The 23,174-nt window shown below is 69.5% G+C and carries 24 protein-coding genes; 14 read left to right on the top strand and 10 right to left on the bottom strand.

Features of this window, described 5'->3' with window-relative positions; translation table 11 throughout:
• Positions 1-62 precede the first annotated feature (62 nt).
• Entirely contained in the window at positions 63-2,159 is a 2,097-nt protein-coding gene (locus AB0E78_RS33175) for an NPCBM/NEW2 domain-containing protein (protein ID WP_361840487.1), read from the bottom strand.
• A 267-nt stretch (positions 2,160-2,426) separates the two neighbouring features.
• Here AB0E78_RS33175 and AB0E78_RS33170 point away from each other — a divergent pair, with 267 nt between their 5' ends.
• The 3 genes from AB0E78_RS33170 to AB0E78_RS33160 are packed head-to-tail and all read left to right on the top strand — an operon-like array spanning position 2,427 to position 5,553.
• Positions 2,427-3,695 (top strand): ABC transporter substrate-binding protein, encoded by a 1,269-nt coding sequence (locus AB0E78_RS33170; protein ID WP_361840485.1) that lies wholly within the window; start codon positions 2,427-2,429, stop codon positions 3,693-3,695.
• A 20-nt stretch (positions 3,696-3,715) separates the two neighbouring features.
• Positions 3,716-4,630, top strand: a complete 915-nt coding sequence (locus tag AB0E78_RS33165; protein ID WP_361840483.1) for a sugar ABC transporter permease — start codon at positions 3,716-3,718, stop codon at positions 4,628-4,630.
• A complete protein-coding gene (locus AB0E78_RS33160) occupies positions 4,627-5,553 on the top strand; it encodes a carbohydrate ABC transporter permease (protein ID WP_361840480.1) in 927 nt (308 codons plus the stop codon). The genes AB0E78_RS33165 and AB0E78_RS33160 overlap by 4 nt, the downstream gene beginning before the upstream one ends.
• A 357-nt stretch (positions 5,554-5,910) precedes the next feature.
• Here AB0E78_RS33160 and AB0E78_RS33155 read toward each other — a convergent pair whose 3' ends face one another.
• Positions 5,911-6,519 (bottom strand): MmpS family transport accessory protein, encoded by a 609-nt coding sequence (locus tag AB0E78_RS33155; protein ID WP_361840477.1) that lies wholly within the window; start codon positions 6,517-6,519, stop codon positions 5,911-5,913.
• A 334-nt stretch (positions 6,520-6,853) separates the two neighbouring features.
• On the opposite strand from AB0E78_RS33155, the gene AB0E78_RS33150 reads away from it, so the two are divergent.
• On the top strand, positions 6,854-7,033 hold the full coding sequence (locus AB0E78_RS33150) for a hypothetical protein (RefSeq protein ID WP_361840474.1): 180 nt from the start codon (positions 6,854-6,856) through the stop codon (positions 7,031-7,033).
• A 184-nt stretch (positions 7,034-7,217) separates the two neighbouring features.
• On the opposite strand, the gene AB0E78_RS33145 is transcribed toward AB0E78_RS33150, so the two are convergent.
• Positions 7,218-7,595: an STAS domain-containing protein gene (locus tag AB0E78_RS33145; RefSeq protein ID WP_361840471.1), complete on the bottom strand. Its 378-nt coding sequence runs from the start codon at positions 7,593-7,595 to the stop codon at positions 7,218-7,220.
• A 305-nt stretch (positions 7,596-7,900) separates the two neighbouring features.
• Between AB0E78_RS33145 and AB0E78_RS33140 the strand changes: the two genes are divergently transcribed.
• Positions 7,901-8,944: an NUDIX domain-containing protein gene (locus tag AB0E78_RS33140; protein ID WP_361840469.1), complete on the top strand. Its 1,044-nt coding sequence runs from the start codon at positions 7,901-7,903 to the stop codon at positions 8,942-8,944.
• Positions 8,945-9,008: 64 nt separating this feature from the next.
• Here the strand turns inward: AB0E78_RS33140 and AB0E78_RS33135 are convergent, their stop codons facing one another.
• The gene (locus AB0E78_RS33135) at positions 9,009-10,364 is read right to left on the bottom strand and encodes a dipeptidase (protein ID WP_361840466.1); all 1,356 of its coding nucleotides are present in this window, start codon (positions 10,362-10,364) and stop codon (positions 9,009-9,011) included.
• 135 nt (positions 10,365-10,499) lie between these two features.
• Between AB0E78_RS33135 and AB0E78_RS33130 the strand changes: the two genes are divergently transcribed.
• Complete coding sequence (locus AB0E78_RS33130) at positions 10,500-11,702, top strand: geranylgeranyl reductase family protein (RefSeq protein WP_361840463.1); 1,203 nt, start codon at positions 10,500-10,502, stop codon at positions 11,700-11,702.
• Positions 11,703-11,757: 55 nt separating this feature from the next.
• On the opposite strand, the gene AB0E78_RS33125 is transcribed toward AB0E78_RS33130, so the two are convergent.
• Positions 11,758-12,240 (bottom strand): nitroreductase family deazaflavin-dependent oxidoreductase, encoded by a 483-nt coding sequence (locus AB0E78_RS33125; protein ID WP_361840460.1) that lies wholly within the window; start codon positions 12,238-12,240, stop codon positions 11,758-11,760.
• A gap of 174 nt (positions 12,241-12,414) precedes the next feature.
• Here AB0E78_RS33125 and AB0E78_RS33120 point away from each other — a divergent pair, with 174 nt between their 5' ends.
• The 3 genes from AB0E78_RS33120 to AB0E78_RS33110 all read left to right on the top strand — a co-directional run bounded on the left by AB0E78_RS33120 (position 12,415) and on the right by AB0E78_RS33110 (position 15,210).
• The gene (locus tag AB0E78_RS33120) at positions 12,415-13,113 is read left to right on the top strand and encodes a TetR/AcrR family transcriptional regulator (RefSeq protein WP_361840458.1); all 699 of its coding nucleotides are present in this window, start codon (positions 12,415-12,417) and stop codon (positions 13,111-13,113) included.
• A gap of 178 nt (positions 13,114-13,291) precedes the next feature.
• Positions 13,292-14,548 (top strand): sensor histidine kinase, encoded by a 1,257-nt coding sequence (locus AB0E78_RS33115; protein WP_361840455.1) that lies wholly within the window; start codon positions 13,292-13,294, stop codon positions 14,546-14,548.
• A complete protein-coding gene (locus AB0E78_RS33110) occupies positions 14,545-15,210 on the top strand; it encodes a response regulator transcription factor (protein ID WP_361840452.1) in 666 nt (221 codons plus the stop codon). Before AB0E78_RS33115 ends, AB0E78_RS33110 begins: the two co-directional genes overlap by 4 nt.
• A gap of 145 nt (positions 15,211-15,355) precedes the next feature.
• Here the strand turns inward: AB0E78_RS33110 and AB0E78_RS33105 are convergent, their stop codons facing one another.
• Positions 15,356-16,843, bottom strand: a complete 1,488-nt coding sequence (locus tag AB0E78_RS33105) for an MFS transporter (protein WP_361840449.1) — start codon at positions 16,841-16,843, stop codon at positions 15,356-15,358.
• A gap of 88 nt (positions 16,844-16,931) precedes the next feature.
• On the opposite strand from AB0E78_RS33105, the gene AB0E78_RS33100 reads away from it, so the two are divergent.
• Positions 16,932-17,333 (top strand): MarR family transcriptional regulator, encoded by a 402-nt coding sequence (locus tag AB0E78_RS33100; protein WP_361840447.1) that lies wholly within the window; start codon positions 16,932-16,934, stop codon positions 17,331-17,333.
• Between the two features lie 13 nt (positions 17,334-17,346).
• Here AB0E78_RS33100 and AB0E78_RS33095 read toward each other — a convergent pair whose 3' ends face one another.
• Complete coding sequence (locus tag AB0E78_RS33095) at positions 17,347-18,111, bottom strand: maleylpyruvate isomerase family mycothiol-dependent enzyme (protein WP_361840446.1); 765 nt, start codon at positions 18,109-18,111, stop codon at positions 17,347-17,349.
• A gap of 219 nt (positions 18,112-18,330) precedes the next feature.
• Here AB0E78_RS33095 and AB0E78_RS33090 point away from each other — a divergent pair, with 219 nt between their 5' ends.
• On the top strand, positions 18,331-18,558 hold the full coding sequence (locus AB0E78_RS33090; protein WP_361840444.1) for a DUF5133 domain-containing protein: 228 nt from the start codon (positions 18,331-18,333) through the stop codon (positions 18,556-18,558).
• 115 nt (positions 18,559-18,673) lie between these two features.
• A complete protein-coding gene (locus AB0E78_RS33085) occupies positions 18,674-19,087 on the top strand; it encodes an SsgA family sporulation/cell division regulator (protein WP_361840441.1) in 414 nt (137 codons plus the stop codon).
• A 100-nt stretch (positions 19,088-19,187) separates the two neighbouring features.
• On the opposite strand, the gene AB0E78_RS33080 is transcribed toward AB0E78_RS33085, so the two are convergent.
• Positions 19,188-19,415 carry a DUF5133 domain-containing protein gene (locus AB0E78_RS33080; protein ID WP_361840438.1) on the bottom strand — a complete coding sequence of 76 codons (228 nt, stop codon included), beginning with the start codon at positions 19,413-19,415 and terminating at the stop codon, positions 19,188-19,190.
• Between the two features lie 455 nt (positions 19,416-19,870).
• Between AB0E78_RS33080 and AB0E78_RS33075 the strand changes: the two genes are divergently transcribed.
• Positions 19,871-21,208, top strand: coding sequence for an APC family permease (locus tag AB0E78_RS33075; protein WP_361840435.1), 1,338 nt, complete (start codon positions 19,871-19,873; stop codon positions 21,206-21,208).
• Here AB0E78_RS33075 and AB0E78_RS33070 read toward each other — a convergent pair.
• Together AB0E78_RS33070 and AB0E78_RS33065 are read right to left on the bottom strand one after the other, a co-directional pair.
• A complete protein-coding gene (locus tag AB0E78_RS33070) occupies positions 21,192-21,626 on the bottom strand; it encodes a DUF2267 domain-containing protein (protein ID WP_361840432.1) in 435 nt (144 codons plus the stop codon). The two genes, AB0E78_RS33075 and AB0E78_RS33070, sit on opposite strands and share 17 nt — an antisense overlap.
• 191 nt (positions 21,627-21,817) lie before the next feature.
• The gene (locus AB0E78_RS33065) at positions 21,818-22,249 is read right to left on the bottom strand and encodes an Hsp20/alpha crystallin family protein (protein WP_361840429.1); all 432 of its coding nucleotides are present in this window, start codon (positions 22,247-22,249) and stop codon (positions 21,818-21,820) included.
• 130 nt (positions 22,250-22,379) lie between these two features.
• Here AB0E78_RS33065 and AB0E78_RS33060 point away from each other — a divergent pair, with 130 nt between their 5' ends.
• Positions 22,380-23,015: a type III effector protein gene (locus AB0E78_RS33060; RefSeq protein WP_361840427.1), complete on the top strand. Its 636-nt coding sequence runs from the start codon at positions 22,380-22,382 to the stop codon at positions 23,013-23,015.
• The last annotated feature ends 159 nt before the right edge of the window (positions 23,016-23,174 follow it).

The raw sequence follows: 23,174 nt of genomic DNA, 5'->3' as shown, positions 1-23,174 counted from the left end.
CGCGCGGCTCGGCGGGCCGGCCGCGCGAAGCCTCGTCGGCTCAGCCGCCGGGAGTCCTGCTCTCAGCAGCTGAGCACCGGGTCCGCCCAGTCCGCGTGGTCGGAGTCCCTGCCGTCACCGCCGTCCGTGACGACGAGGCGTACGACCTGGGCGCCGGTCACGTCGGCCGAAATCCCTTGTGCGGCATCGGCGTTGGTCAGGACGCCGGTCGACGCGGCCTTCTTGCCGTCCGCCCAGATCTCGAAGGTGACCGTGCCCTTCGGGTCCTTCTCGTCGTCGACGCCCACCTGCGCGGTGACCTTCTCGCAGGACGCGCCGGTGTAGTACTCGACGGCGCTGTCGGCGTGCACTCCCAGGCCCTTGGCGTGGACCACTCCGCCGATGGTGATCGGCTTGCCGTCGCCCGCCGCGCTCTCGCCGTTGCTGGTGTCCTTCTCGACGGGACCCCAGCCGTTGACCGTCGACATCCACGGCAGGTCACTGACCGCCGAGTTGCCCGCGGGCGGCGCCACGACGACATGCGCCGTCAGCGGCAGCACACTGTCGGCGCGAGTGCCGCCGGGGGAGCGGTAGGCGGCCTTCAGTGTGAGGTCGTATGCTCCCGGGGCCGCGCCCTGCGGTGCGGTCACCGTCCACGACGTACTCAGCGACTTGTCCGTACGCAGGGAGCTCGCGGTCGAGGGCGACGTCGCCCCGATCTTCCAGCCGGAGGGTCCCGTGAAGGTGGCGGACACCTGCTGCGCGGGGGTGCGGCCCAGGTTGGTGACCTTCGACGTCAGCTTCGCTGGCTTGCCCGCCTCGACCAACGGGGCGCCATTCAGGCCGAGTTCGACGGCGGGCGGGTTCTTGGCCCAGTTGCCGTCCGCGGCGACGCGCAGCAGTACGGTGCCGTGCGCGGGGACGGTCGCCGAGATCTTGCCCGCCGTGTTGTAGCTCTTGTGCTTCCACAGGTCGCGCAGTGTGTACCCGTCGGCGTCCGGGAGTTCGACGGCCTTCGCGGACGTGGCGATCGACTGGGGGGTGCCCGTCTCGTTGAAGAGCGCGACCGCCCGGCTGCCGTCCTTCATCTCCTTGGCGACGACCCAGCGGCCGCCTTCCGAGGACAGCACGTCGCCCTGCTTGCCCAGCGGGTCCTGGTCGACGGCGATGACTTCCTTGTTGCCGATGATGTCGAAGGTCTCGGGCGTGGCCTTGCGCAGATCGGAGCCGATGAGCAGCGGCGACGCCATGATCGACCACATCGAGAAGTGCGTGCGGTACTCGGTGGCCGTCATGCCGCCGTTGCCGACCTCGAGCATGTCCGGGTCGTTCCAGTGACCCGGGCCCGCGTACTTGGCGAGCGGCAGGTTCTGCTTCATGATCGCCAGCATCGAGGACCAGTTGTCGCTGATGTCGCCGGTGGTGCGCCACAGATGCCCCACGTCGGCTGCCCACTCCCAGGGCTTGTTCTCGCCCCATTCGCAGATGCTGTAGACGATGGGGCGGCCGGTGGCCTTCAGCGCGTCGCGCATGGCGATGTACCGCTTCTTGGCGTCGACGCCTTGGTTGTTGCAGTTGTCGTACTTGAGGTAGTCGACGTCCCAGTCGGCGAACTGCCGCGCGTCGCTGACCTCATGGCCGAGCGCGCCGGGGAAGCCGATGTCGCTGCAGGTCTTGCTGCCGGCGCTGGTGTAGATGCCGAGCTTGAGCCCCTTGGAGTGGACGTAGTCGGCAACTGCCTTGATGCCGCCCGGGAACCGCTTGGGGTCGGGCACCAGCTTGCCGTTCGCGTCCCGCTGCGGCAGTGCCCAGCAGTCGTCGAGGTTGACGTACTGGTAGCCCGCGTCCTTGAGGCCCTTCTCGACGAAGATGTCCGCGATCCCCTTGACCATCGTCTCGTCGAACTCGGACCTGCAGTGGGTGGAGTTCCAGTTGTTGAAGCCCATGGGCGGAGTGAGGGCGAGACCGCCGGAGAGCTTCGCATCGGGGGCGGAGGGCCTCGCGCTCGCGGCCGTGCTCCGGTCGGCGGTGTCCTTCGCGCTGCCCGCGCCGCCCGCGCTGCCCGCGCCGCCCGTGTCGCGTGCCGCCGCCGGTGCCGCGAGGCCCGCGGCGCACAGCAGTGCGGCGGCCAGCGACCCGACGACTCTTCGCCGGGTGGTGCGGGGTGAGAGATGACGCATCGTTACATTCCTCCGTACTCGCAGAAGTTGGGGGCTGCATGTACGTGTCAGAGGTGCGCGCTTACGGTAGGCCGTGTTGGACTCTGTTGGAAGAGGAGCCGTAACGGTTCGAGCACCCGGACGCCGAAACCCTTGACTGTGGGGGCGCTTGGGAGTGGGATCGCAACCCTTGCGTTCGGTTGTGTTCGTTTGCACCCCGAGGAGGGGGACATGGCACAGTCATCGTTCATGGGTCCTGCCACGCCTCGCAGCATGTCAGGACATCGGATGTCCCGACGGAATGTCCTGCGTGGTGCCGCCGCCGGAGCCGGAGCGGTCACCCTTCCGGCCCTGCTCACGGCCTGTGGTGACGGTCCTGGCGGCAACAAGGACGAAGTCTCGATGGGGTCCAATTCCTCGGACGCGGTGCCCAAGAAGGCGTTCGCCGCCGCCTTTGACGCCTATGAGAAGAAGTCCGGGAAGACCGTCAAGGTCAACACGACAGAGCACAACGAGTTCCAGCAGAACATCACGCGCTATCTGCAGGGCACACCGGACGACGTCTTCATGTGGTTCGCGGGCTACCGCATGCAGTACTTCGCCGAGAAGGGTCTGCTGATCGACATCAGCGACGTGTGGAAGGGGTTCAAGGGCTTCTCGGACGCACTGCGGGACCAGTCCACCCACGAGGGCAAGCAGTACTTCGTGCCGTATTACTACTACCCATGGGCCGTCTTCCACCGCAAGAGCCTCTTTGAGAAACGGGGCTACGAACAGGCCAAGACGTGGGACCAGTTCATCGCGCTCGCCAAGAAGATGAGCAAGGACGGCACACCGGTCGCCTTCTGCGACAAGGACGGCTGGCCCGCCATGGGCACCTTCGACTACATCAACATGCGCTTGAACGGATACGACTTCCACAAGAGCCTGATGGCCGGCAAGGAATCCTGGACCGACACCAAGGTCAAGAAGGTCTTCGACCTGTGGCGCGAACTCATGCCGTACTACCAGAAGGGCGCGCTCGGACGTACCTGGGAAGAGGCGGGGCAGGGACTCCAGCAGCGCAAGACCGCCATGGCCGTCTTCGGAATGCCGCACCCCGGCCAGCAGTTCCCGGCGGACGAACGCGACGACATCGACTTCTTCGCCTTCCCCGAGATCGATCCGGCGTACGGTCAGGACGCCGTGGAGGCGCCGATCGACGGATTCCTGGTCGCGAAGAAGTCGAAGAACGTCGACGGCGCGAAGGAACTCCTGAAGTGGCTGGGAACACCGAAGGCCGAGGACATCTACCTCGCCGGTGACCCCAACAACGTCGCCGTCAACGACGGCGCCGACACCAGCAAGTACAGCCCCCTGCAGAAGAAGTCGGCCGAACTCGTCTCCGGGGCCAAGCAGATATCGCAGTTCCTGGACCGCGATACCCGGCCCGACTTCGCGCAGACCGTCATGATCAAGGCGCTGCAGGACTTCATCGACAATCCCAACGATGTCGACGGCCTGGTCAACAGCATCGAACGCCAGAAGAAGGACATCTTCTCCTCCGACGTCAGCTGAGTAGCGAGGGATCGCGCCCCGTGCCGCAGAAAACCGCGCGGCGCGCCGGACGGCGGAGACCACGGCGCTTCACACGCCGTGACATCGCCGTGCTCGGCGTGCTTCTGGGAATACCCGTCCTCCTCGACATCTTCATCATCTGGGGCCCGACCCTGGCCTCCGTCGGCCTGTCCTTCACGTCCTGGGACGGCATAGGCGACATCGAGTGGGTGGGCGGGAAGAACTACGAGAACCTGGTCGACAACTACCCGGCGTTCTGGCCCGCCGTCCGCCACAACCTGCTGTGGACAGCCTTCCTCGGCCTGGTGGCCACGCCGTTCGGCCTGCTCCTCGCGGTCGTCATCGACCGCGGAGTGCGCTTCAGCCGCTTCTACCAGTCCGTGCTCTACATGCCGGTGGTGCTCTCGCTCGCCGTGGTCGGCTTCATGGCCCAGCTGATCCTCGGCACCGACCAGGGCGTGGTCAACACGATCCTCAACAACCAACAAGACCCGATCGACTGGCTCGGGAACTCCGACATCAACCTCTGGATGATGATGCTGGCCGCGAGCTGGCGGCACACGGGTTACGTCATGATCCTCTACCTGGCCGGGCTCAAATCCGTCGACCCCGCCCTGAAAGAGGCCGCGCAGATAGACGGCGCGAACGCCCGCCAGACATTCTTCCGCGTCGTCTTCCCGACTCTGCGCCCCGTGAATGTCATCGTCGGCGTCATCACGGTCATCGAGGCTTTGCGCGCCTTCGACATCGTCTACGCGGTCAACAAGGGCCGCAACGGCCTGGAACTGCTCTCCGTGCTCATCACCGACAACATCATCGGCGAGGCGAGCCGCATCGGATTCGGCTCCGCCATCGCGGTCGTACTCCTGACCGTCTCGCTCGGATTCATCGTGACGTTCCTGGTCCAAGAGCTGCGAGGTGCGCGAGACCGATGACCGCCGACATCCGCACCACACCCCTCGGCAAGAATCCCGCACCCCCCACCGAGAAGCCACCGGCCCGAAGCCGCCGTCCCGGCCGCTTCGGGGTGCACATCTTCCTGATGGCAGTGACCCTGGCGTTCCTGGCACCACTTCTCCTGGCGGTCTACGCCTCACTGCGCCCGTACGAGGAAACCGCGCAGCACGGCTATTTCTCGTTCCCCGAGCATCTGTCGTTCGACTACTACCGCCAGGCCTACAGCGATTCCGGCATGGGAAAGTACTTCACCAACACGCTGCTCATAGCGGTCCCCGCGGTCCTGGTGACCCTCTTCCTGGCGGCGTTCGTGGCATTCGCCGTGTCCCGCCTCCGCATCCGCGGCGGAATGATCCTCCTGATGTTCTTCACGGCAGGAAACCTGCTGCCGCCCCAGGTCCTTGTCACCCCCCTGTACGTCCTCTTCCTCAAGATCCCCCTCCCTTGGTGGATGTCCGATTCCCTCACCCTGTACGACTCGTACTGGGCGATCATCATCGTCAACATCGGCTTCCAGGTCGGGTTCTGCGTCTTCGTCCTCTCCAACTTCATGCGGACGCTGCCACAGGAAATCCTGGAGGCGGCGATCGTGGACGGCGCAGGAGTATGGACGCAATTCTGGCGCATCACGCTCCCCCTGTGCCGCCCCGCGCTGGCAGCGCTCGGCACCCTGGAATTCACCTGGATCTACAACGACTTCCTCTGGGCCCTCATCTTCATCTCCAACCCCGACAAACTCCCGATCACGTCCTCCCTGAACAACCTGAGAGGCCAGTTCTTCACGGACTACAACCTCCTGGCAGCAGGCTCGGTCCTGGTAGCACTCCCCACGGTCCTGGTCTTCCTCCTCCTGCAACGACACTTCATCGCGGGGCTGACGCTGGGGTCCAGCAAGGGGTGAGGGGGCGCGGGGAGGCTGACCCCGCGGACTATCAACCTCCTGTTGGGCCGCCGGTGAAACCTCGCAGCCTGCTGGCCGCATTCCATTGCTGTCGACGGCGTGCCCAAGGGGGAGAAGTTCTACAAGGTCGAGGTGTCCCATCGCGGCACACTCCAGCTGTCCGCGAAGGAAGCGGAGAACGGTGACCTTGCGAGCTCTCTCGGCTAGCGGGACGTGACAGGGCTCCGGCAGTCCTCGGCAGCCGGGCACCACACCCCGTGCATACGCCGTCGGTCTCATCAGCGCATGGCGTTGGGCCAGGAAGCAGGATGCCGTGGAACCGGGAACCGCGGCCCCCTGCGCGTCACTGTCCCGGTTCTACTCCCAGCCGCCGGTGATTCCTCCGTTGAGCTGCGCGGAGCAGATGTTGTAGCCGCCCGATGCGTGGCCCTTCTTCGTCTGGCCGTTCACGGTCACCGAGCAGTTGATGTCGCCGCCGCCCCTCAGCTGCGCCGACACGTTGTAGTAGAGCGCCTCTGAGTCCAGTGTCAGCGTCTTCGTCATCGGCAGTCCCGACCCCTGGCGGCTGTCACTGTCGCTGCCGTAGTTGACGTCGACGCCGGAGGACGCGGAACCCCACACCTTGAACACGACCTTGCCCTCGGGGGCTTTGTCCTCGGCCGGCTTCTTGGTTGCCTTGGGCTTCGGGGTCTTGGTGACGGTCTTGGTCGGCTGGGGCTTCCTCTTGGCCTTGGCTTCTCTCGCTGCGGCCGTCTTCGTCACGGTGACAGTGGGCTGCGGTTTCGCGTCGGTGCTCGTCTTCTTCTGATCTTCGCCTCCGGCGGCCCCGATGCCCACGCCTACGAGCATGATGACGGCGGCGGCCGGGATGGCGATGCGTTTCCGCGCCCACTTCGGCCGCATCTGCGGCGCCGGAGCCGGGTCGGCGGCCGGCGGCTGGTACGGCGGTGGCTGACTGTGCGACATGAGCCCCCCCAGGCGTTTCGAGGAGGACGACCGTATCGGGGGAACGAACCAATTGGCAGGACTTATGCGATTTGAGTGACAGAACCGTGACGACCGGCCACCGCGACCAATGTCGCGAGTACGGCATCCGCTCCCTCAGTCTTCCCGGCATCCAGTGGCAGCGGGCGTCACGCCGACGGAGGCAACGCGCTGCGCGCGATTTCCGCCAGGTGAGGCAAGGGGCCGTCCGCATGATCCGGGTCGTGTCATGGGCTGTCATGTTCCGGGCTGGCCAGCCGGATTGAGATCGTCGGGGCGTGGCCACCGACGACCCCCGGCAGACGGAGCGCTCCGCATGAAAGCCCCGAAGTACGCGCGTGACATTCCCGGCCTGTGCTGGGACGAGAGGCCCGGTGACGTCCTGCACTGCACCCTCGGGCAGGACCACGTCGGCGACCACTTCCACGCGTACACCCGCACCAGGTGGCCCAACCGTGTCCGCACCGCCCGGCGGTCCGCGTCGAAACCACGGTGAGTGCGCGATTCACACGGGGTGTGAACGGAATGCATATATGCATCGTGCGCGCCTACTCCCGGTAACGGCATTCACGGGGCAGGCTGTTGGTGCTGCCCGGACCCCGCAGCACCCCCGCACTCCCAGCACCCCCGCAGCCCCCAGCGCCGCCGCCGCGGCCCCTGGGCCCGTCGGCGGCGCGGGCTCACTTCTGTTGCAGGGCCTCCTTCAGGGTGGAGACCGGTAACAGCAAGGGCGTGAGGCCCGTGAGGCGCAGGATGCGGAGCGTCAGGGGGTGGGTGCAGACCACGGAGAAGCGGGCGTCGCGTGCCTTCGTGCGGCGACGCGCGCGGACCAGCAGGCCGAGGCCGGAGCAGTCGAAGAACGTGGTGTGGGTCAGATCGATGACCACGGTTGCCGCTGTCCCACCGGTGATGGGATCGAGGAGCGGTGCGATCCGCTGACAGGCCAAGAGGTCTACCTCGCCGTGCAGTTCGACGATGACCGCGCCGTTGTGTCCGTACACGCGCGGCTGTTGGTCGGAGTCCTCGAAGGCGAATTCGTTCAGTGCATCGGTTTGCACGTGTTCCCCCAGCGTTGAACATCGGCCGGGCCCTCGCGCGAGCGCGGTGCGTCGGAAGAGCCGGATTCAGGAGGTCACCAGGGGCTGGGGCGCCTGGCGGATCACGCTAGCGGGGGAGGGCCCGCCCCGCAGTGAGGGAACGATTCATGCAGGGTGACTGCCACCTGATGGGGTGAAGTAGATGCGAAACGCTTGACATATCGCAGCACCTTTCGCTCCGGGGAATGGCCGCCCCATCAGGACCTGGTTTCCGTGGCAGGGTGTTGCGGGCAAGCCACAGGGGGCCAACAGAAGAGGGGGGAACCGTGATCGTCTGGATCAACGGCGCGTTCGGTGCGGGCAAGACCAGCGCCGCACGGGAACTGATCGAGCTGATCCCGAACAGCACACTCTTCGACCCCGAGGTCATCGGCGGCGGACTGCGCGACCTGCTGCCGCCCAAGCGCCTCGCCGAGGTGAGCGACTTCCAGGATCTGCCGCTCTGGCGGCGGCTCGTCGTGGACACGGCGGCAGCCCTGCTCGCCGAGGTCGGTGGCGTCCTCGTGGTGCCCATGACCCTGCTGCGGCAGGACTACCGCGATGAGATCTTCGGCGGCCTCGCCTCGCGCAGGATCGCCGTACGACACGTCGTCCTGACCCCGGATGAAACGATCCTGCGCGAACGAATATCGGGACGCCCGGCCCCGGACCTCCCGAACGGCGAGACACGCGTGCGGCAGTGGTCGTTCGACCACATCGAGCCGTACCGCACGGCACTCGCGGGCTGGCTCGGCGCCGACGCCCACCGCATCGACACCGGCGCGCTCACCCCCTGCGAGTCCGCCGAGCGTATCGCCGCCGCCATACGCACCGGGGCCGCGTCCGTCTGCGACATCGTGCAGACCCCCGAGCCCACCGCCGAGACACTCGCGGCCGGGGTACTGCTCTTCGACGAGCAGGGCCGGGTGCTGCTCGTCGACCCGACGTACAAGGCCGGCTGGGAGTTCCCCGGCGGTGTCGTCGAACGGGGCGAGGCGCCCGCGCGCGCGGGCATGCGCGAGGTGGCCGAGGAGACCGGCATCCAACTCGCCGACGCCCCCCGACTCCTCGTCATCGACTGGGAGCCGCCCCGACCGCCCGGCTACGGAGGGATGCGGTTCCTCTTCGACGGCGGCAGCCTCGACGGCGGAGAGGCGCGGCAGATGCTGCTGCCCGGCCCCGAACTCCGCGACTGCCGCTTCGTCACCGAGGAGGAGGCCGCCCTGCTGCTGCCCTCCGTGCGCTACGAACGACTGCGCTGGGCCCTGCGCGCGCGGGAACGCGGGGTCCCCCTCTACCTGGAGGCCGGGGTCCCCGTCGGCCGCCAGTGACTGACTGCGATCAGGCCTGCCCGACAGGGAAGCGCAGGAGATACAGCTCGGCCCACGCGGTGGCTCAGCTCGCCGCGTACTTCTGCAGGAACAGCGCCTCCGCGACCGAGAGCCGCTCCAGCTCCTGCGGCGACACGCTCTCGTCGACCGCGTGGATCTGTGCCTCCGGCTCGCTCAGCCCGATCAGCAGGATCTCCGCGCGGGGGTAGAGCGCGGCGAGGGTGTTGCACAGCGGGATGGAGCCGCCCTGCCCCGCGTACTGCATCTCCTCGCCCGGGTACGCCTCGCCCATCGCCTCCGCCATCGCCGCGTACGCCGGGCTCGTGGTGTCCGCGCGGAACGCCTGGCCCTGACCGATCTGCTCCGTGGTCACCTGCGCGCCCCAGGGGGTGTGCGTCTCCAGGTGCGCCTGCAGGAGCTTGGTCGCCTCGGCCGCGTCCACGCCCGGCGGCACCCGCAGGCTGATCAGCGCCCGCGCGCCCGCCTGCACGGACGGCGTCGCGCCGACCACCGGCGGGCAGTCGATGCCGAGTACCGTGACCGCGGGGCGTGCCCAGATGCGGTCGGCGACCGTGCCCTCGCCGATCAGCTGTACGCCGTCGAGGACCTTCGCGTCCTTGCGGAAGTCGCCCTCTTCGTACTGAAGCCCGTCCCACACCTCGTCGCCGGTGAGCCCGTCGACCGTCGTCGAGCCGTCCTCCGCGCGCAGTGAGTCGAGCACCCGCACCAGCGCCGCGAGCGCGTCGGGTGCGGCGCCGCCGAACTGTCCCGAGTGCAGATTGCCCTCAAGGGTGTCGATGCGGACGCGTACGAGGGTCATGCCGCGGAGCGTGGCGGTGACCGTCGGCAGGCCGACCCGGAAGTTGCCCGCGTCGCCGATGACGATCGTGTCGGCCGTGAGGAGGTCGGGGTGCTGCTCGGCGTACCGCTCGAGACCGCCGGTGCCCTGCTCCTCGGAGCCCTCCGCGATCACCTTGACGGTCACCGGGACGCCGCCGTTCGCCTTCAGGGCGCGCAGCGCGAGCAGGTGCATCAGGACGCCGCCCTTGCAGTCGGCGCTGCCGCGCCCGTACCAGCGGCCGTCGCGCTCGGTCAGCTCGAACGGCGGGGTGGTCCACGCGGCCTCGTCGAGCGGAGGCTGCACGTCGTAGTGCGCGTAGAGCAGCACGGTGGGAGCGCCCTCGGGGCCCGGCAGCACGCCGTACACGGACTGGGTGCCGTCCGGGGTGTCGAGCAGGGCCACGTTCTGGAACCCCTCGGCGCGCAGCGCGTCCGCCACCCAGTTCGCGGCAGCCTCGCTCTCGCTCCTGGGGAACTGGTCGAAGTCCGCCACCGACTCGAAAGCCACCAGTTCGGTGAGCTCCGCCTTCGCCCTCGGCATGAGTGAGGCGACGGTCTCGGCGATCGGATTCGGCGACATGGGCACGCTCCTCGTAGGTGCGACGTTGTACATATGCGGGTGCGGTGATCCTCCCACAGGAGGGTGCCCGAGGTGCCCGCCGTAGGATGCCTTGGAAAGCGCGGCCAACAGCTGGATCGGGAGCGGTAGACCAACGTGAGCAGCGAGAACTCAGCGGACGACGCGCAGTACGTGTGGGACGTCGTCGTGGTGGGAGCAGGGCCCGCGGGGGCGTCGGCGGCCTATGCGGCGGCAGTCGCGGGACGCAGCGTCCTCATCCTGGAGAAAGCCGAACTGCCCCGGTACAAGACGTGTGGCGGCGGCATCATCGGCCCCTCGCGCGACTCGCTCCCGCCCGGGTTCGAACTGCCCTTCAGGGACCGGGTGCACGCGGTGACGTTCTCCCTGGACGGCAAGTTCTCCCGCACCCGCCGCTCGAAGCAGATGCTCTTCGGGCTGATCAACCGCCCCGAGTTCGACCAGCAACTGGTCGAGCACGCGCAGAAGGCGGGCGCCGAGCTGCGTACGGGGGTGACCGTCGCCCGCGTGGAGCAGCACGGCTCCTCGGTGCCCGACCGGCGGACGGTCGCGGTGGTCCTGCAGGGCGGCGAGACGGTGCTCGCCCGCGCGGTCGTCGGGGCCGACGGCAGCGCGAGCCGCATAGGGGCACATGTCGGGGTGAAGCTCGATCAGGTGGACCTCGGTCTGGAGGCCGAGATCCCGGTGCCGCAGAGCGTCGCCGAGGACTGGGCGGGCCGGGTGCTCATCGACTGGGGCCCCATGCCGGGCAGTTACGGATGGGTGTTCCCCAAGGGTGACACCCTCACCGTAGGTGTCATCTCCGCCCGCGGCGAAGGCTCTGCCACCAAGCGGTACTTGGAGGACTTCATCGCCCGCCTGGGGCTCGCGGGCTTCGAGCCGAGCATTTCCTCCGGGCATCTGACGCGCTGCCGCAGCGACGACTCGCCGCTGTCGCGCGGCCGGGTCCTGGTGTGCGGTGACGCGGCGGGGCTGCTCGAGCCGTGGACCCGCGAAGGCATCTCCTTCGCACTGCGCTCGGGGCGGCTCGCGGGGGAGTGGGCGGTGCGGATCGGCGAGGCGCACGACGCGGTCGACGCCCGCCGCCAGGCGCTGAACTACGCCTTCGCGATCAAGGCCGGCCTCGGTGTCGAGATGAGCGTCGGGCGGCGCATGCTGACCCTCTTCGAGCGCCGTCCGGGCACGCTGCACGCGGCGATCACCGGCTTCAGGCCCGCGTGGAACGCGTTCGCGAGGATCACCCGTGGCTCGACGACGCTCGGCGAGCTGGTCCGGAACCATCCGCTGGCGGGACGGGCGCTGAGCGCGCTCGACCGGTAGAAGCGGTGGAACCGGGAGAGCAGTAGGGCCGCCCGCTCCGGGGTGGCCGGTGGTGTCACTTCGTGAGGGTGACGCGGAAGACGGGGTGGTCGCCTGCGGCCGCCTCGATCTCCGCGTCCGTGGACTTGGCGGTGACGCCCTTGAAGTACTGGTTGACCTCCCAGCCCCACTTCTCCAGGTAGCCGCGCAGCAGCGGCAGCTTCTCGGCGTCCGGGACCTCCTCGACCGTGAACGCGCGCGTCTTGCGCCCCACGCGCAGCTCGCCGCCGCCCGCCGCGCGCATATTGCGCACCCACTGCGAGTGCCCGCGCGCCGAGACCAGGTACTGGGCTCCTTCGTACGTGAACGGGTTCACCGGGATGCGCTGCATCTGCCCGCTCTTGCGTCCCCGGACGGAGAGCTCGGCCGACCCCATCAGGCTGATGCCGCGCCGTGCCAGCCAGCCGACCACACTGTTGAGCCGCACGGCGAGCGGGCTGCCCTTGAGGTAGTAGGGGGTGGGGGACGAGGAGGATGCGTCGGAGGAGGACGAAGACATGGTGACCGCCTGAGTCGGGAGAGCTTCCGAGAGCACTGCTCTCGCTTAAGAGCAGTGTGCACGAGACAGGTGCTCCATTACAAGAGCAGTGCTCTCTAATTTGTGCGCCGCTCACGTCTAAGTGCACCGATCTCGTTTTGGTGCACTGCTCCGGACTCATGGCACACTGCTTGCATGAGTAGCGCCACCAGCGGGGCCAGGGCCCGCGCCCGAGTCGAAGTGACCGCCGCCATCAAGGACGAGGCACGCAGACAGCTGGCCGCCGACGGCGCCGCCAAGCTCTCGCTGCGCGCCGTGGCCCGCGAGCTCGGCATGGTGTCCTCCGCCCTCTACCGCTACTTCCCCAGCCGCGACGACCTCCTCACCGCGCTCATCATCGACGCCTACGACTCCCTCGGCGCCGCCGCCGAGAAGGCACACGCCCAGGTCGCGTCCGCCGGAACCGTGCGGCGCTGGACGGCCGTGTGCGAGGCCGTGCGGACCTGGGCGCTCGCGCATCCGCATGAGTACGCCCTCATCTACGGCTCGCCCGTCCCCGGCTACAGCGCGCCCGTCTCCACGGTCGAAGCCGCCGCGCGCGTCGGGCAGTTGCTCATCGGGATCGTGCGCGACGCTCATCAGGGGCGGGGTGTCGCCGTGCGGCCGCTGCCGGACGGACTGCGTACCGAGGCAGAGCGGATCGCCACCGATCTCGCGCCCGATCTGCCGCCGGCGGTGATCACCGCGATGGTCGCGGCGTGGGCCCAGCTGTTCGGACTCGTGGGCTTCGAGGTCTTCGGGCAGTTCAACCGCGTCGTCGAGGACCGTGCGGGATTCTTCTCGTACGCGGTCACACAACTCGCCCACGGGGTAGGGCTGTTGGAGCAGCGGTAAGACCTCGCACGGCTCGCGCGCGCCCGGGTGGCCCGCGCCCGCTCGGAGCGTAGGGCGCGCGGCCCTGTGGCCTGGCCGTCGAGGACACCCACACCGTCGGGGTACTCCAGCGGGAGTACGCGTGATCGCCACGCACGGCGGACGCCCGCCACCGGCCGCGCGGTCTAGCGTTGCCGTCATGGATGAGCAGCGCGAACGCAGCCGCGGCGGTCCGCCCCTGCCCTGGGGTGGACCGCCGGCGTGGCGGCAGGGGCCGCCCTGGTGGAACCAGCGCCACGAGACGGGGGACGTCACCAGGCTGCCGTGGCTGACGACGCTCGCGATCACCGTGTTCGTGCAGATCGGCTCGAAGTACGCCGCCGAGGGCCAGCTCGACCGGGAGCCCCTCGATGTCTGCGCCCGGCTTCTGCTGCTCGCCGGGACGGCCTCGCTGCTGCTGCGTCACCGGTATCCGATCCCGGTCGCGTACTTCACCGCGGGGACCGCGCTGGTCTACCTCGGGGCCGAGTACGCGTACGGCCCGGTCCTGATCACTGTCGCCGTCGGCTGCTTCGCCGCGGTCGTCGCCGGTCACCGCCGCGCCGCGTGGGGCGCCGTCGGGATGCTGTGGGTGGGGCATCTGCTGGTCGCGCACTGGCTCTACCGGTGGCTACCGCCGGATGGCGACGGCGCCCGGACCTGGGGCCAGGAAACCGTCGTCGCCGTCTGGGTCGTCGCCATCATCGCCGTGTCCGAGCTGGCCCGCGTACGACGTGAGCAGTGGATGAAGGAGCGTGCGGAGCGCGCGCGGGCGGCCGAGCGGCGGGCCGACGAGGAGCGGCTGCGCATCGCCCGCGAGCTGCACGACGTCCTCGCGCACAGCATCTCCGTGATCAACGTCCAGGCGGGTGTCGGCCTCGCGCTGCTCGACTCCGATCCCGAGCAGGCCCGCACCGCCCTGACCACCATCAAGGCCGCGAGCAAGGAGGCCCTGGGGGAGGTCCGGCAGGTCCTCGACACGCTGCGTACGCCCGGTGACGCGCCCCGCGCCCCGGCCCCCGGGCTCGACCGGCTGCCCGAGCTCGTGGAGCAGGCCGCCAGTACGGGACTCACCGTCGAGGTCGACACGCGGGGGTCCCGCAGGAAGCTGGCGCCCGGCGTCGACCTCGCCGCCTTCCGCATCGTCCAGGAGGCACTCACGAACGTCGTACGCCACTCCGGATCGCGGCACGCGCGCGTGCTGGTGCGGTACGAGGCCGCGGCGCTCACCCTGCGGGTGGACGACGACGGCCCCGCCACCGGCGCGGACGCGGGCGGCAGCGGCAACGGTCTCGCCGGAATGCGGGAGCGCGCCGCCGCCCTGAATGGCACGATCGAGGCGGGCTCGCGCCCGGACGGGGGCTTCCGGGTCACCGCCGTACTGCCCACCCGCACGGCACTCCAGGAGGACCAGTGATCCGCGTACTGCTCGCCGACGACCAGTCGCTGGTCAGGGCCGGCTTCAAGGCGCTGCTCGACGCCCAGCGGGACATCGAGGTCGCGGGCGAGGCGGCGGACGGCGAGGAGGCGGTGCGCAAGGTGCGCGAACTGCGCCCCGACGTCGTCCTGATGGACATCCGCATGCCCGTGCTCGACGGGCTCGCCGCCACCCGGAGGATCACCGGAGAACCGGATCTGAACGACGTCAAGGTGGTCATGCTGACCACCTTCGAGCTGGACGAGTACGTCTTCGAGGCGATCCGTTCCGGGGCTTCGGGCTTCCTCGTCAAGGACACCGAGCCCGAGGAGTTGCTGCGCGCCGTCCGCGCGGTGGTCGAAGGCGACGCGCTGCTCTCGCCCGGCGTGACGCGCCGCCTCATCGCCGAGTTCGCGGCCCGCTCGAAGGAGCCCGCGAGCGTGGCGCCGCTGGGTGAACTCACCGAGCGGGAGCGGGAGGTGATGGCGCTGGTCGGCATCGGTCTGTCGAACGAGGAGATCGCCCGGCGTCTGGTCGTCAGCCCGCTCACCGCGAAGACGCACGTCAGCCGGACGATGGTGAAGCTGGGCGCCCGTGACCGCGCCCAACTGGTGGTGCTGGCCTACGAGTCGGGCTTGGTGCGCCCCGGCTGGCTGGGCTGACGCGCCCGCGCGTCCGTTCCCTCGGGCCTCTGGCGGGCCTCCGGCGGGTCTCCGGCGGGCAGGGAACTGGCCGCCGGAGGCCGGGTGTTGAGGTGCGGCCGAATGAATCTCCTACGGTCCGGCCGATGGGTCTCGTACGGTCAGGTCAGTCGTGAACGGCGACCCGCTCCTCGTCCGCCTCCCGCTGCACGGACTTCACGACCAGGACCGTCTCCTGAGTGCGACGCGTGCGCAGCCCGGTGAGGGTGATCAGGAGTCCGGCGACCGCGATCGCCGTGACCACGACCAGGCCGGGGCGGTAACTGTCGAGCACGGCCTGTGGCGAGGCGTCGGCGCCGTGGGAGGACGCGGTGATCACGGCCGTGACGACGGCTAGGAAGATCGCGCCGCCCACCTGGATCGAGGTGTTCAGAAGGCCGGACACCATGCCCTGCTCGTCGTCGTCCACGCCGTTGGTGGCCTGGATGTTGAGCGAGGGGAAGACCAGGGCGCACGCGAAGCCGAGCAGGATCATCGACGGCAGCACCATGGACGCGTACGACGGCGTGAGGCTGACGCGCAGGAACAGCGCGTACGAGGCGACGAGCAGGACGAAGCCCGCCACGATGACCCGTGGTGTGCCGAACCGGTCGATCACCGAGCCGACCTTCGTGGACGACAGGGCGACCAGGGCGCCCGCCGGCAGGAAGGCGAGCGCGGTCTCCAGGGCGGACCAGCCGAGCAGCGTCTGGAAGTACTGCGTGGCCAGGAACTGGAAGGAGACGTAGCCGCCGAAGAACGTCATCGCACCTATCTGAGCCCGGAGTTGGGGTCCGGAGCGCAGGACCCCGAGGCGGATCAGCGGGCTCGCGGTGCGCAGCTCGATGCGTACGAAGACGGCGAGCAGCACGGCTGCGGCGAGGAACGACAGGAGGGTGCGGGCCGACGCCCAGCCGGCCTCCGGTGCCTCGACGACGGTGAAGACGAGCAGGAGCATCGCGGCGGTGCCGGTGATGGCGCCCGGCACGTCGTAGCCGCCGATGTTCTTCTCGCGGGCGCTGCGCGGGATCAGTTTGAGTCCGGCGATCAGCGCGACGACGGCGATGGGCGCGGGCAGCAGCATCGTCAGGCGCCAGCTCGCTTCGGTGAGCAGCCCGGAGAGGACGAGGCCCATGGAGAAGCCGGTGGCGGCGCAGGTGGTGTAGATGGTGAGCGCGCGGTTGCGGACCGGGCCCTCCGCGAACGTCGTGGTGATGATGGACAGGCCCGCGGGCGCGGTGAACGCGGCGCTCAGGCCCTTGATGAAGCGGCTCGCGATGAGCAGCGGGCCCGAGTCGACGAACCCGCCGAGCAGCGAGGCGACGGCGAAGACGGCGAGCGCGATCAGGAAGACGCGGCGCCGCCCCAGCAGGTCGGCGGCCCGGCCGCCCAGGAGCAGGAGGCCGCCGTAGCCGAGGATGTAGCCGCTGACGACCCACTGGAGGGTCGAGGTGGAGAGGTTCAGTTCGGAGCCGATGGAGGGCAGGGCGACGCCGACCATCGACACGTCGAGGGCGTCGAGGAACATCGCGGCGCAGAGCACGAGAAGGGTGCCCCACAGACGCGGGGACCAGCGCTCCGGGGACGCGGAGACAGCTGTGAGCGGAGAAGTCATGCGGAGCACAGTACATGCACATGCATTGAGTGCAAGTGCATTTAATTCCGATGCAACAAAGGGGTGTTTTCTGCTAACGTGCGATGTCATGGCGGCGAAGAAGGCCGAGCAAGGGCTCGTGGACCAATGGCGCGACATCCTCGCGGTGCACGCGCGCACTCTGTGCGAACTCGACAACGCCCTGCGGGAACACGGCCTCGGAGCGAGTGACTTCGAAGTCCTCGACGTGCTGTCCGAGGGTGCCGCGGCGGACGGCGACTGCGCCTACCGCGTGCAGGACATCGCGGGCCGGGTGCACCTGAGCCAGAGCGCTCTCTCCCGCCTCATCGGCCGCCTGGAGAAGGACGGCCTGGTGGAACGCGCCATGTGCAGCGAGGACCGGCGCGGGGTGCGGGTCGTGCTCACCGACAAGGGCCGCCGACTGCACGCGGAGGTGCGGCCGCTGCAGCGCGCGGTGCTCGAGCGGACGCTGCAGCGGGCGGACTCCTAGTAGCCCGTGCGCCTCATACGCCGGACGTCTCGCTCCAGAACGTGCTGAGCGCGGTGTCGCCGGTGACGTGCGGGAAAGGCGCGCGGTTCCACAGCGCGAGGTAGAGGTGCTCGGCGGGACCGGACAGTTCGCAGTCGGCGGGGCCTTCGTCGCCCCGCACCGTGACGGGCGGCTCCTGCGAGAGGCGCACGGTCCACACGGCACCCGCCTGCACATCACCATTCGCGTCCGCATCAGCATTCGCGTCCGTCGCCCGTACGCGCAGGACCCGGGGCTCCTGCGTGCGCACCCTGCTGCGCGAGCGCGCGTGGAATCCGCGGAGCAACTCGTCGATCCCGTCCGCGGCGAACTCCGTGCCGATGGGGGAAGGTGCGCCTTCGCGCGCGGACTCGGCGTCCACGCGGTGGATCGTCGTCTCGTTCGCCTGCCGCCGCGCCCAGAACGCGAGCGGGGACGTCGCGGGCAGGAACGTCCAGCACCGCAGGTCGGGCGCCGCCGCACGCAGCGTGCTGACCAGGTCGCCGTGCATCTGCCGGTACCAGCCGATCAAGGCCGTGCCGTCGAGGTCCGGCGGATCGCCTATGGGGTGCGGCGAGGTGCGCGCCTCGGCGACGTGCGCGGCGGCCCAGCGGTGCACCGCCCCTGTGTGCCGCAGCAGATCGCGCACGGTCCAGTCGGGACAGGTGGCGACCTTGGCGTCGGTCCCTGCGGTTTCCGCGGCGCGGGCCAGCAACTGGCCTTCTGCGTCGAGGACGTGAAGGTGCTCGGCAATCTCCATGCGAGGGATTGTGCCGGATGCGGCTCCCCGGTGAGCTGCATTTTCGCCCCCACCTCGTACAACTTTTCGACTCGCAGGCGGGCCTTGTCCATGCTGCCGGTGTCGGCCGTGGCCCTGGACGTACCGAAGGTTTGTGAAGGTGTGTGAATAGCGATCGCCACCGCGGGCACCAGGAGGCAGTCAACGACGGCTCACCGCGCCCCAGGAAAGGAGCACCCCGTGCTCAGGCCCCACCCCACGTTCCTGCACACCCTGCTCGAAACCTACGCCTCGCTGCTGGACCTGCGGGCCCGGGAGGACTCGGCCGAGGTCAGGCGGCGGCTGGACGATGTGTCGTACACCCTGTGCGTCTCCACCGGTACGCGGACTCCCGAGGCGGCCGTGGCCTGGGCCCGCGCCCAACTCGCCGGCGTGCGCTCGCAGGACGACGCCCGCCTGTCCGCCTGAATCGCGATTCCCTCATCGCCTGCGGCGACGCATGCGACGTCAGCCTGCCGCACGCATGTCACCCGGTCTGCGCATTCTCCGCATGCGTGGGCGACTACCGGGAACCCCGTTTTGTATGGACTCCAGCCTCACCTGCCCCATCGCGTCCCACCTGCGCGTCGACGCCCTCGACCTCGTACTCGAAGCCGAGCTGACCCTGACGTACAGCACCAAGGACCCGCTGGCCGTGACCCTCACCTTTCCGCGGGCCGAGGCCGAGCAGGCCCCGACGGTCTGGGTGCTCTCCAGGGACCTTCTCGCGTCGGGACTCCGGGCGCAGGCGGGCGAAGGCGATGTCGTGATCCGGCCGCGGGGGTGTCACACGGTGCTGGTGACGCTCACGTCCCCGGGAGGACGCGTCCGGGGGGAACTCGAGCGGGCGCCGATCGAGGCATTCATCCGCGAGACGTACGCTCTGCTGCCCGCCTCCGAGGAGAGTGCGGCGCTGGACATGGACGGGCTGATCGCGGCTCTCATCGCAGCGCCGTGAGCCAGGTCCGCGATCTGAGCGAGGTCCGCCCAGATCGTGTGCGTGCTTCGTGCTGTCGGCAGGCCGGCGGCCGCGCCAGGCGCCGCCGGCCCCACTCCTGTCACACGGGCTGTGGGGTCTCCGACGCGCCATCGGCCATGGCCAGCTGTCGACGGGCGGCGGAAAGTGCCGCCTGCACCTCGCGGGTGCCGGTGGAGACGCAGAGGGTGTAGGCGATGTCCTCGATCCGTTGCCGGATCTCGGGGGCCACGCTCGGCGTATGCGGTGCGCTCAAAGTCTCGTACTGCTCCACCAGTTCGCGCAGTACCGTCGGGTCGGCCATCAGCACGGCAGGTCTCCTTTGCTTTCAACGGGGTGACGCAGCCCTCGACGGGCCGTGGTGCGGGGGTGCAGTGGTACAGGGGTGCTTGGCCGTCTTGGCGTGCGCGCAGGTGTGCGCGTGTACGCGTGCATGCCGACGGCAGATGGAGAGGGGGCGAGGTGACTGCCGACGCGTGCCCGTCCACCACCACCGTGCGCGAGGCGGGATGCGGGACGGCGGTTGAGGAAGAGCGACACTCGCTCCGTGGAAGCGGGGGCTTTGGGGGCGCGGCCGCTTCCTGACCTCGAAATCAGTGTGCCCACGAGGGAGTGCCGGACGCCACCCGGCGCTGTGACGTGAGCCGCACGCCCGCGGGGTTTGGCGGCGCCGCCACCCGGAATGCCGTCCTGTGACGCCGCCTGCCCTCAGGCGTTCGGGGCGCCCACCGTCTGCCGGACGCCGAACCGGGTACGAGTGTGCGCGTGAAATCTCCCCGCACCGTTCCAGAGGCGACCGACACGGCGACTCCGCTCAAGAAGGCACTGACCACCCCGCTGCTCTACTTCTTCATCCTGGGCGATGTGCTCGGCGCGGGCGTATACGTCCTGGTGGGCCAGGTCGCCGCCGACACCGGTGGCGCCGTGTGGGTGCCGCTCGTCATGGCGCTGTGTCTGGCCCTGCTGACCGCTGCCTCGTACGCCGAACTCGCCACGAAATACCCCCGTGCCGGTGGAGCCTCCCACTACGCGACCCTCGCCTACGGGCCGTTCGCCGGGTTCCTCGCCGGGTTCTGCATGCTGGCGGCCGGCGTCGTGTCGGTGGGCGCCCTGGCCCGGGGTTTTGGGGGCGACTACCTGGCGGAGTTCGTCTCGTTGCCGGTGGTCCTCGTCGCGGTCGTGTTCCTGTCCGCGCTGGCCCTGCTGAACGCGCGGGGGATCAGCGAGTCGACGCGGGCCAACGTAGTGGCCACCGTCATCGAGGTGAGCGGGCTCCTGCTCGTGATCGGGCTCGGCGTCTGGATCGTGCTGCGCGGCGACGGAGACGTCGGGCGGCTGACGGACCTCGGGACACCGGAACACGGACCCGCGGCAGCCGTGCTGAGCGGGGCGGTTCTGGCGTACTACTCGTTCGTCGGGTTCGAGACCTCCGTCAACGTGGCGGAGGAGACCCGTGACCCGCGGCGCTCCTATCCGCGGGCGCTCTTCGGCGCGCTGATCACCGCGGGCGCGGTATACGCACTGGTCGGTGCCGCCGCCGCGGCCGCCGTGCCGACCAAGACGCTCGCCGATTCGAGCGGGCCCCTCCTCGAAGTCGTCCGCGTGGCCGGCGGCGTCCCCACGGAGCTGTTCAGTGCCATCGCCCTGGTGGCCGTCGCCAATGGCGCCCTGCTCACCGGCATCATGTCGTCGCGCCTCGCCTACGGAATGGCGTGGGACCGGCTGCTGCCGGGCTTCCTCACGAAGGTGCTGCCCGGCAGGCGTACGCCGTGGGCCGCGATCGCGGTGACCACCGCCCTCTCGCTCCTGCTCGCGCTGACCGGCGACGTGTCGACGCTCGCCTCGACCCTGGTCCTCCTTCTCCTGGTGGTCTTCTTCCTGGTCAACACGGCGGCGCTGGTGCTGCGTCGCGACGGCACCACACGAGACCACTTCCGCGCACCGACGGTCGTTCCCGTCCTCGGAGCGATGTCGTGCGTCGTTCTCGCGACGCAGGTCGAACGCGAGGTGTGGCTGCGGGGCGGGGTCGTCCTGGCGGTGGGCGCGGCGTTGGGCGCCGTCACCGCGCTGCGCCGCCGCCGGGCGCCTACGCGGCCTGGATGAGTTCGGCGCGGCCGAACAGGAGGGCGTAGCCGGAGGGGAGCTGGGCCAGGATGCCGGTCAGGAGTTCGGGGCCCGCCAGGGCTGCGACGGCGGTCAGAACGGCGCCGGTGTCCCAGCGTGTGGTGGCGGGGCTTGCCCCGGCCCGGGTGGCGAGATCCTTGACGAAGCCCCAACCGGTGAGGGGCTCGGTGGCGGGGATCTCGGCGGTGAGGATGCGGGCGGCCTCCAGGGGCAGGCGCGCCGCGAGCTCGACGCGTTGATCCCCGGTCAGCTGCCTGCCGAGGCCGCCGAGTACCAGCCGAACGGCTTCCTCGGCCCGCTCCGGGGTGGGGTACGCGCCTTCGTAGCGCACCTTCTCCAGCATCTGACGGAACGTCATCACGGGGAGGGGCCGGGCGGGTTCAGGTCGTTCGAACATCGCTGCGTGCGCGCCTTTCTCGTCGCGGAGGGGGTGGTGTGGGTGGGTGTGGGTGTCGTGGGTGTCGACACCGGTGTTTGTAGGGGGCGTACGTCAGGTGCGGAGGACGGAGCCAGGGGGGGGGGGCAGGGGCCAGGGGGCCACGGGGGAGAGCAGCCCGTCCTCCGCACCACTCGTCGTGCGGCTCCGGCTCAGCCGCTGATCTCCCTCTGGGACGCTTCGTTCCCGATGGAGATCTTGCGGGGCTTGGCACGCTCGGCGATCGGGATGCGCAGGGTCAGCACACCCGCGTCGTACGAGGCCTCGATGCGCTCGGTGTCCAGTGTGTCGGCCAGCACGAGCTGGCGGGAGAACACGCCCAGAGGCCGCTCGGACAGCTCCATCTGGACGGAATCGGGCCTGGCGACCGGACGGCGCTCGGCCTTGACGGTCAGCATGTTCCGTTCCACGTCGATGTCGATCGCCTCGGCGGTGACGCCGGGCAGATCGAAGGACACCACGTACTCGTCACCCTCGCGGTAGGCGTCCATGGCCATCGCGGACGGCCGTGACCCGGTGCCGGGGCCGACCAGCTGCTGGGCGAGGCGGTCGAGCTCGCGGAAGGGATCAGTGCGCATCAACATCGCGAAACACCTCCTGAAGGTTCGGGCAGTACCCGCCAATGCGCTTCACCTGCCTTCGGTTGTAGCATGTCGTCCAATGGATGACAAGTTGCATGTCGTCCATGCGATGACATGCACGAAGGAGGTCCTCATGACGGCAACCGGCCCGCCGGAACCACCCCGCGCCGATGACCGGAATCCCGCGTCTTTCCCGGCCGCCGCCTCTGCTCTGGAAGCCATCCGCGACGCCATGCGGGTCGCCCGGCAGGACGACGCGGACGCCTCAGCCACCGGCAGTGCCGACCCGGAGCAGGCCTTGGCCTCGCTCTTGCTGCTGCGCGAGGTGCGTGAACAACTCGCCGCGTGGGAAGCGGGCCTGATCGAGACGGCCCGCCACGCGGGTGCGAGCTGGGCCGATCTCGCCCAGCCTCTGGGGGTCGCGAGCCGCCAGGCCGCCGAACGCCGCTATCTGCGCCAGCGCCCCGGGCCGACCGGAAGCACCGGCGAGCAGCGCGTGCAGGCCACCCGCCAACGCCGCGCCGCCGACCGCAATCGCACCGCCTGGGCACGGGACAACGCCGGCGCCCTGCGTCGCCTCGCGGGCCAGGTCACGGCCCTCACCGGTCTTCCGCCGCGAGCGCGGCCCGCGATCGGCCGTGTCGACGCGGCTCTGGCCGACAACGACCCGGCGGCCCTGATCGCCCCACTGATCGCGGCCCGCCCATACGTGGAGCGCACCCACCCACATCTCGCCGCCCAGCTCGATGCCCTTACTGGTGACCTCTAGGTGAGCGGGCGGCCGGGGCCGCGTGATTGCGACGGACCTTCGATCCCTCCGTGTGCATGGCGCTGAGGGCCGAATCGGTTCGCGGCAACTGCCCGCCGTCCGTGCCTTGTACGGCGGCCGATCCGTCGATGACCGACCGATCGGATGCCGAGTCCAACC

Origin of the sequence: Streptomyces sp. NPDC032198 (assembly GCF_040636975.1) — a bacterium.
Lineage (GTDB): Bacteria > Actinomycetota > Actinomycetes > Streptomycetales > Streptomycetaceae > Streptomyces.
This window is presented reverse-complemented; position numbering and strand designations above follow the sequence as displayed.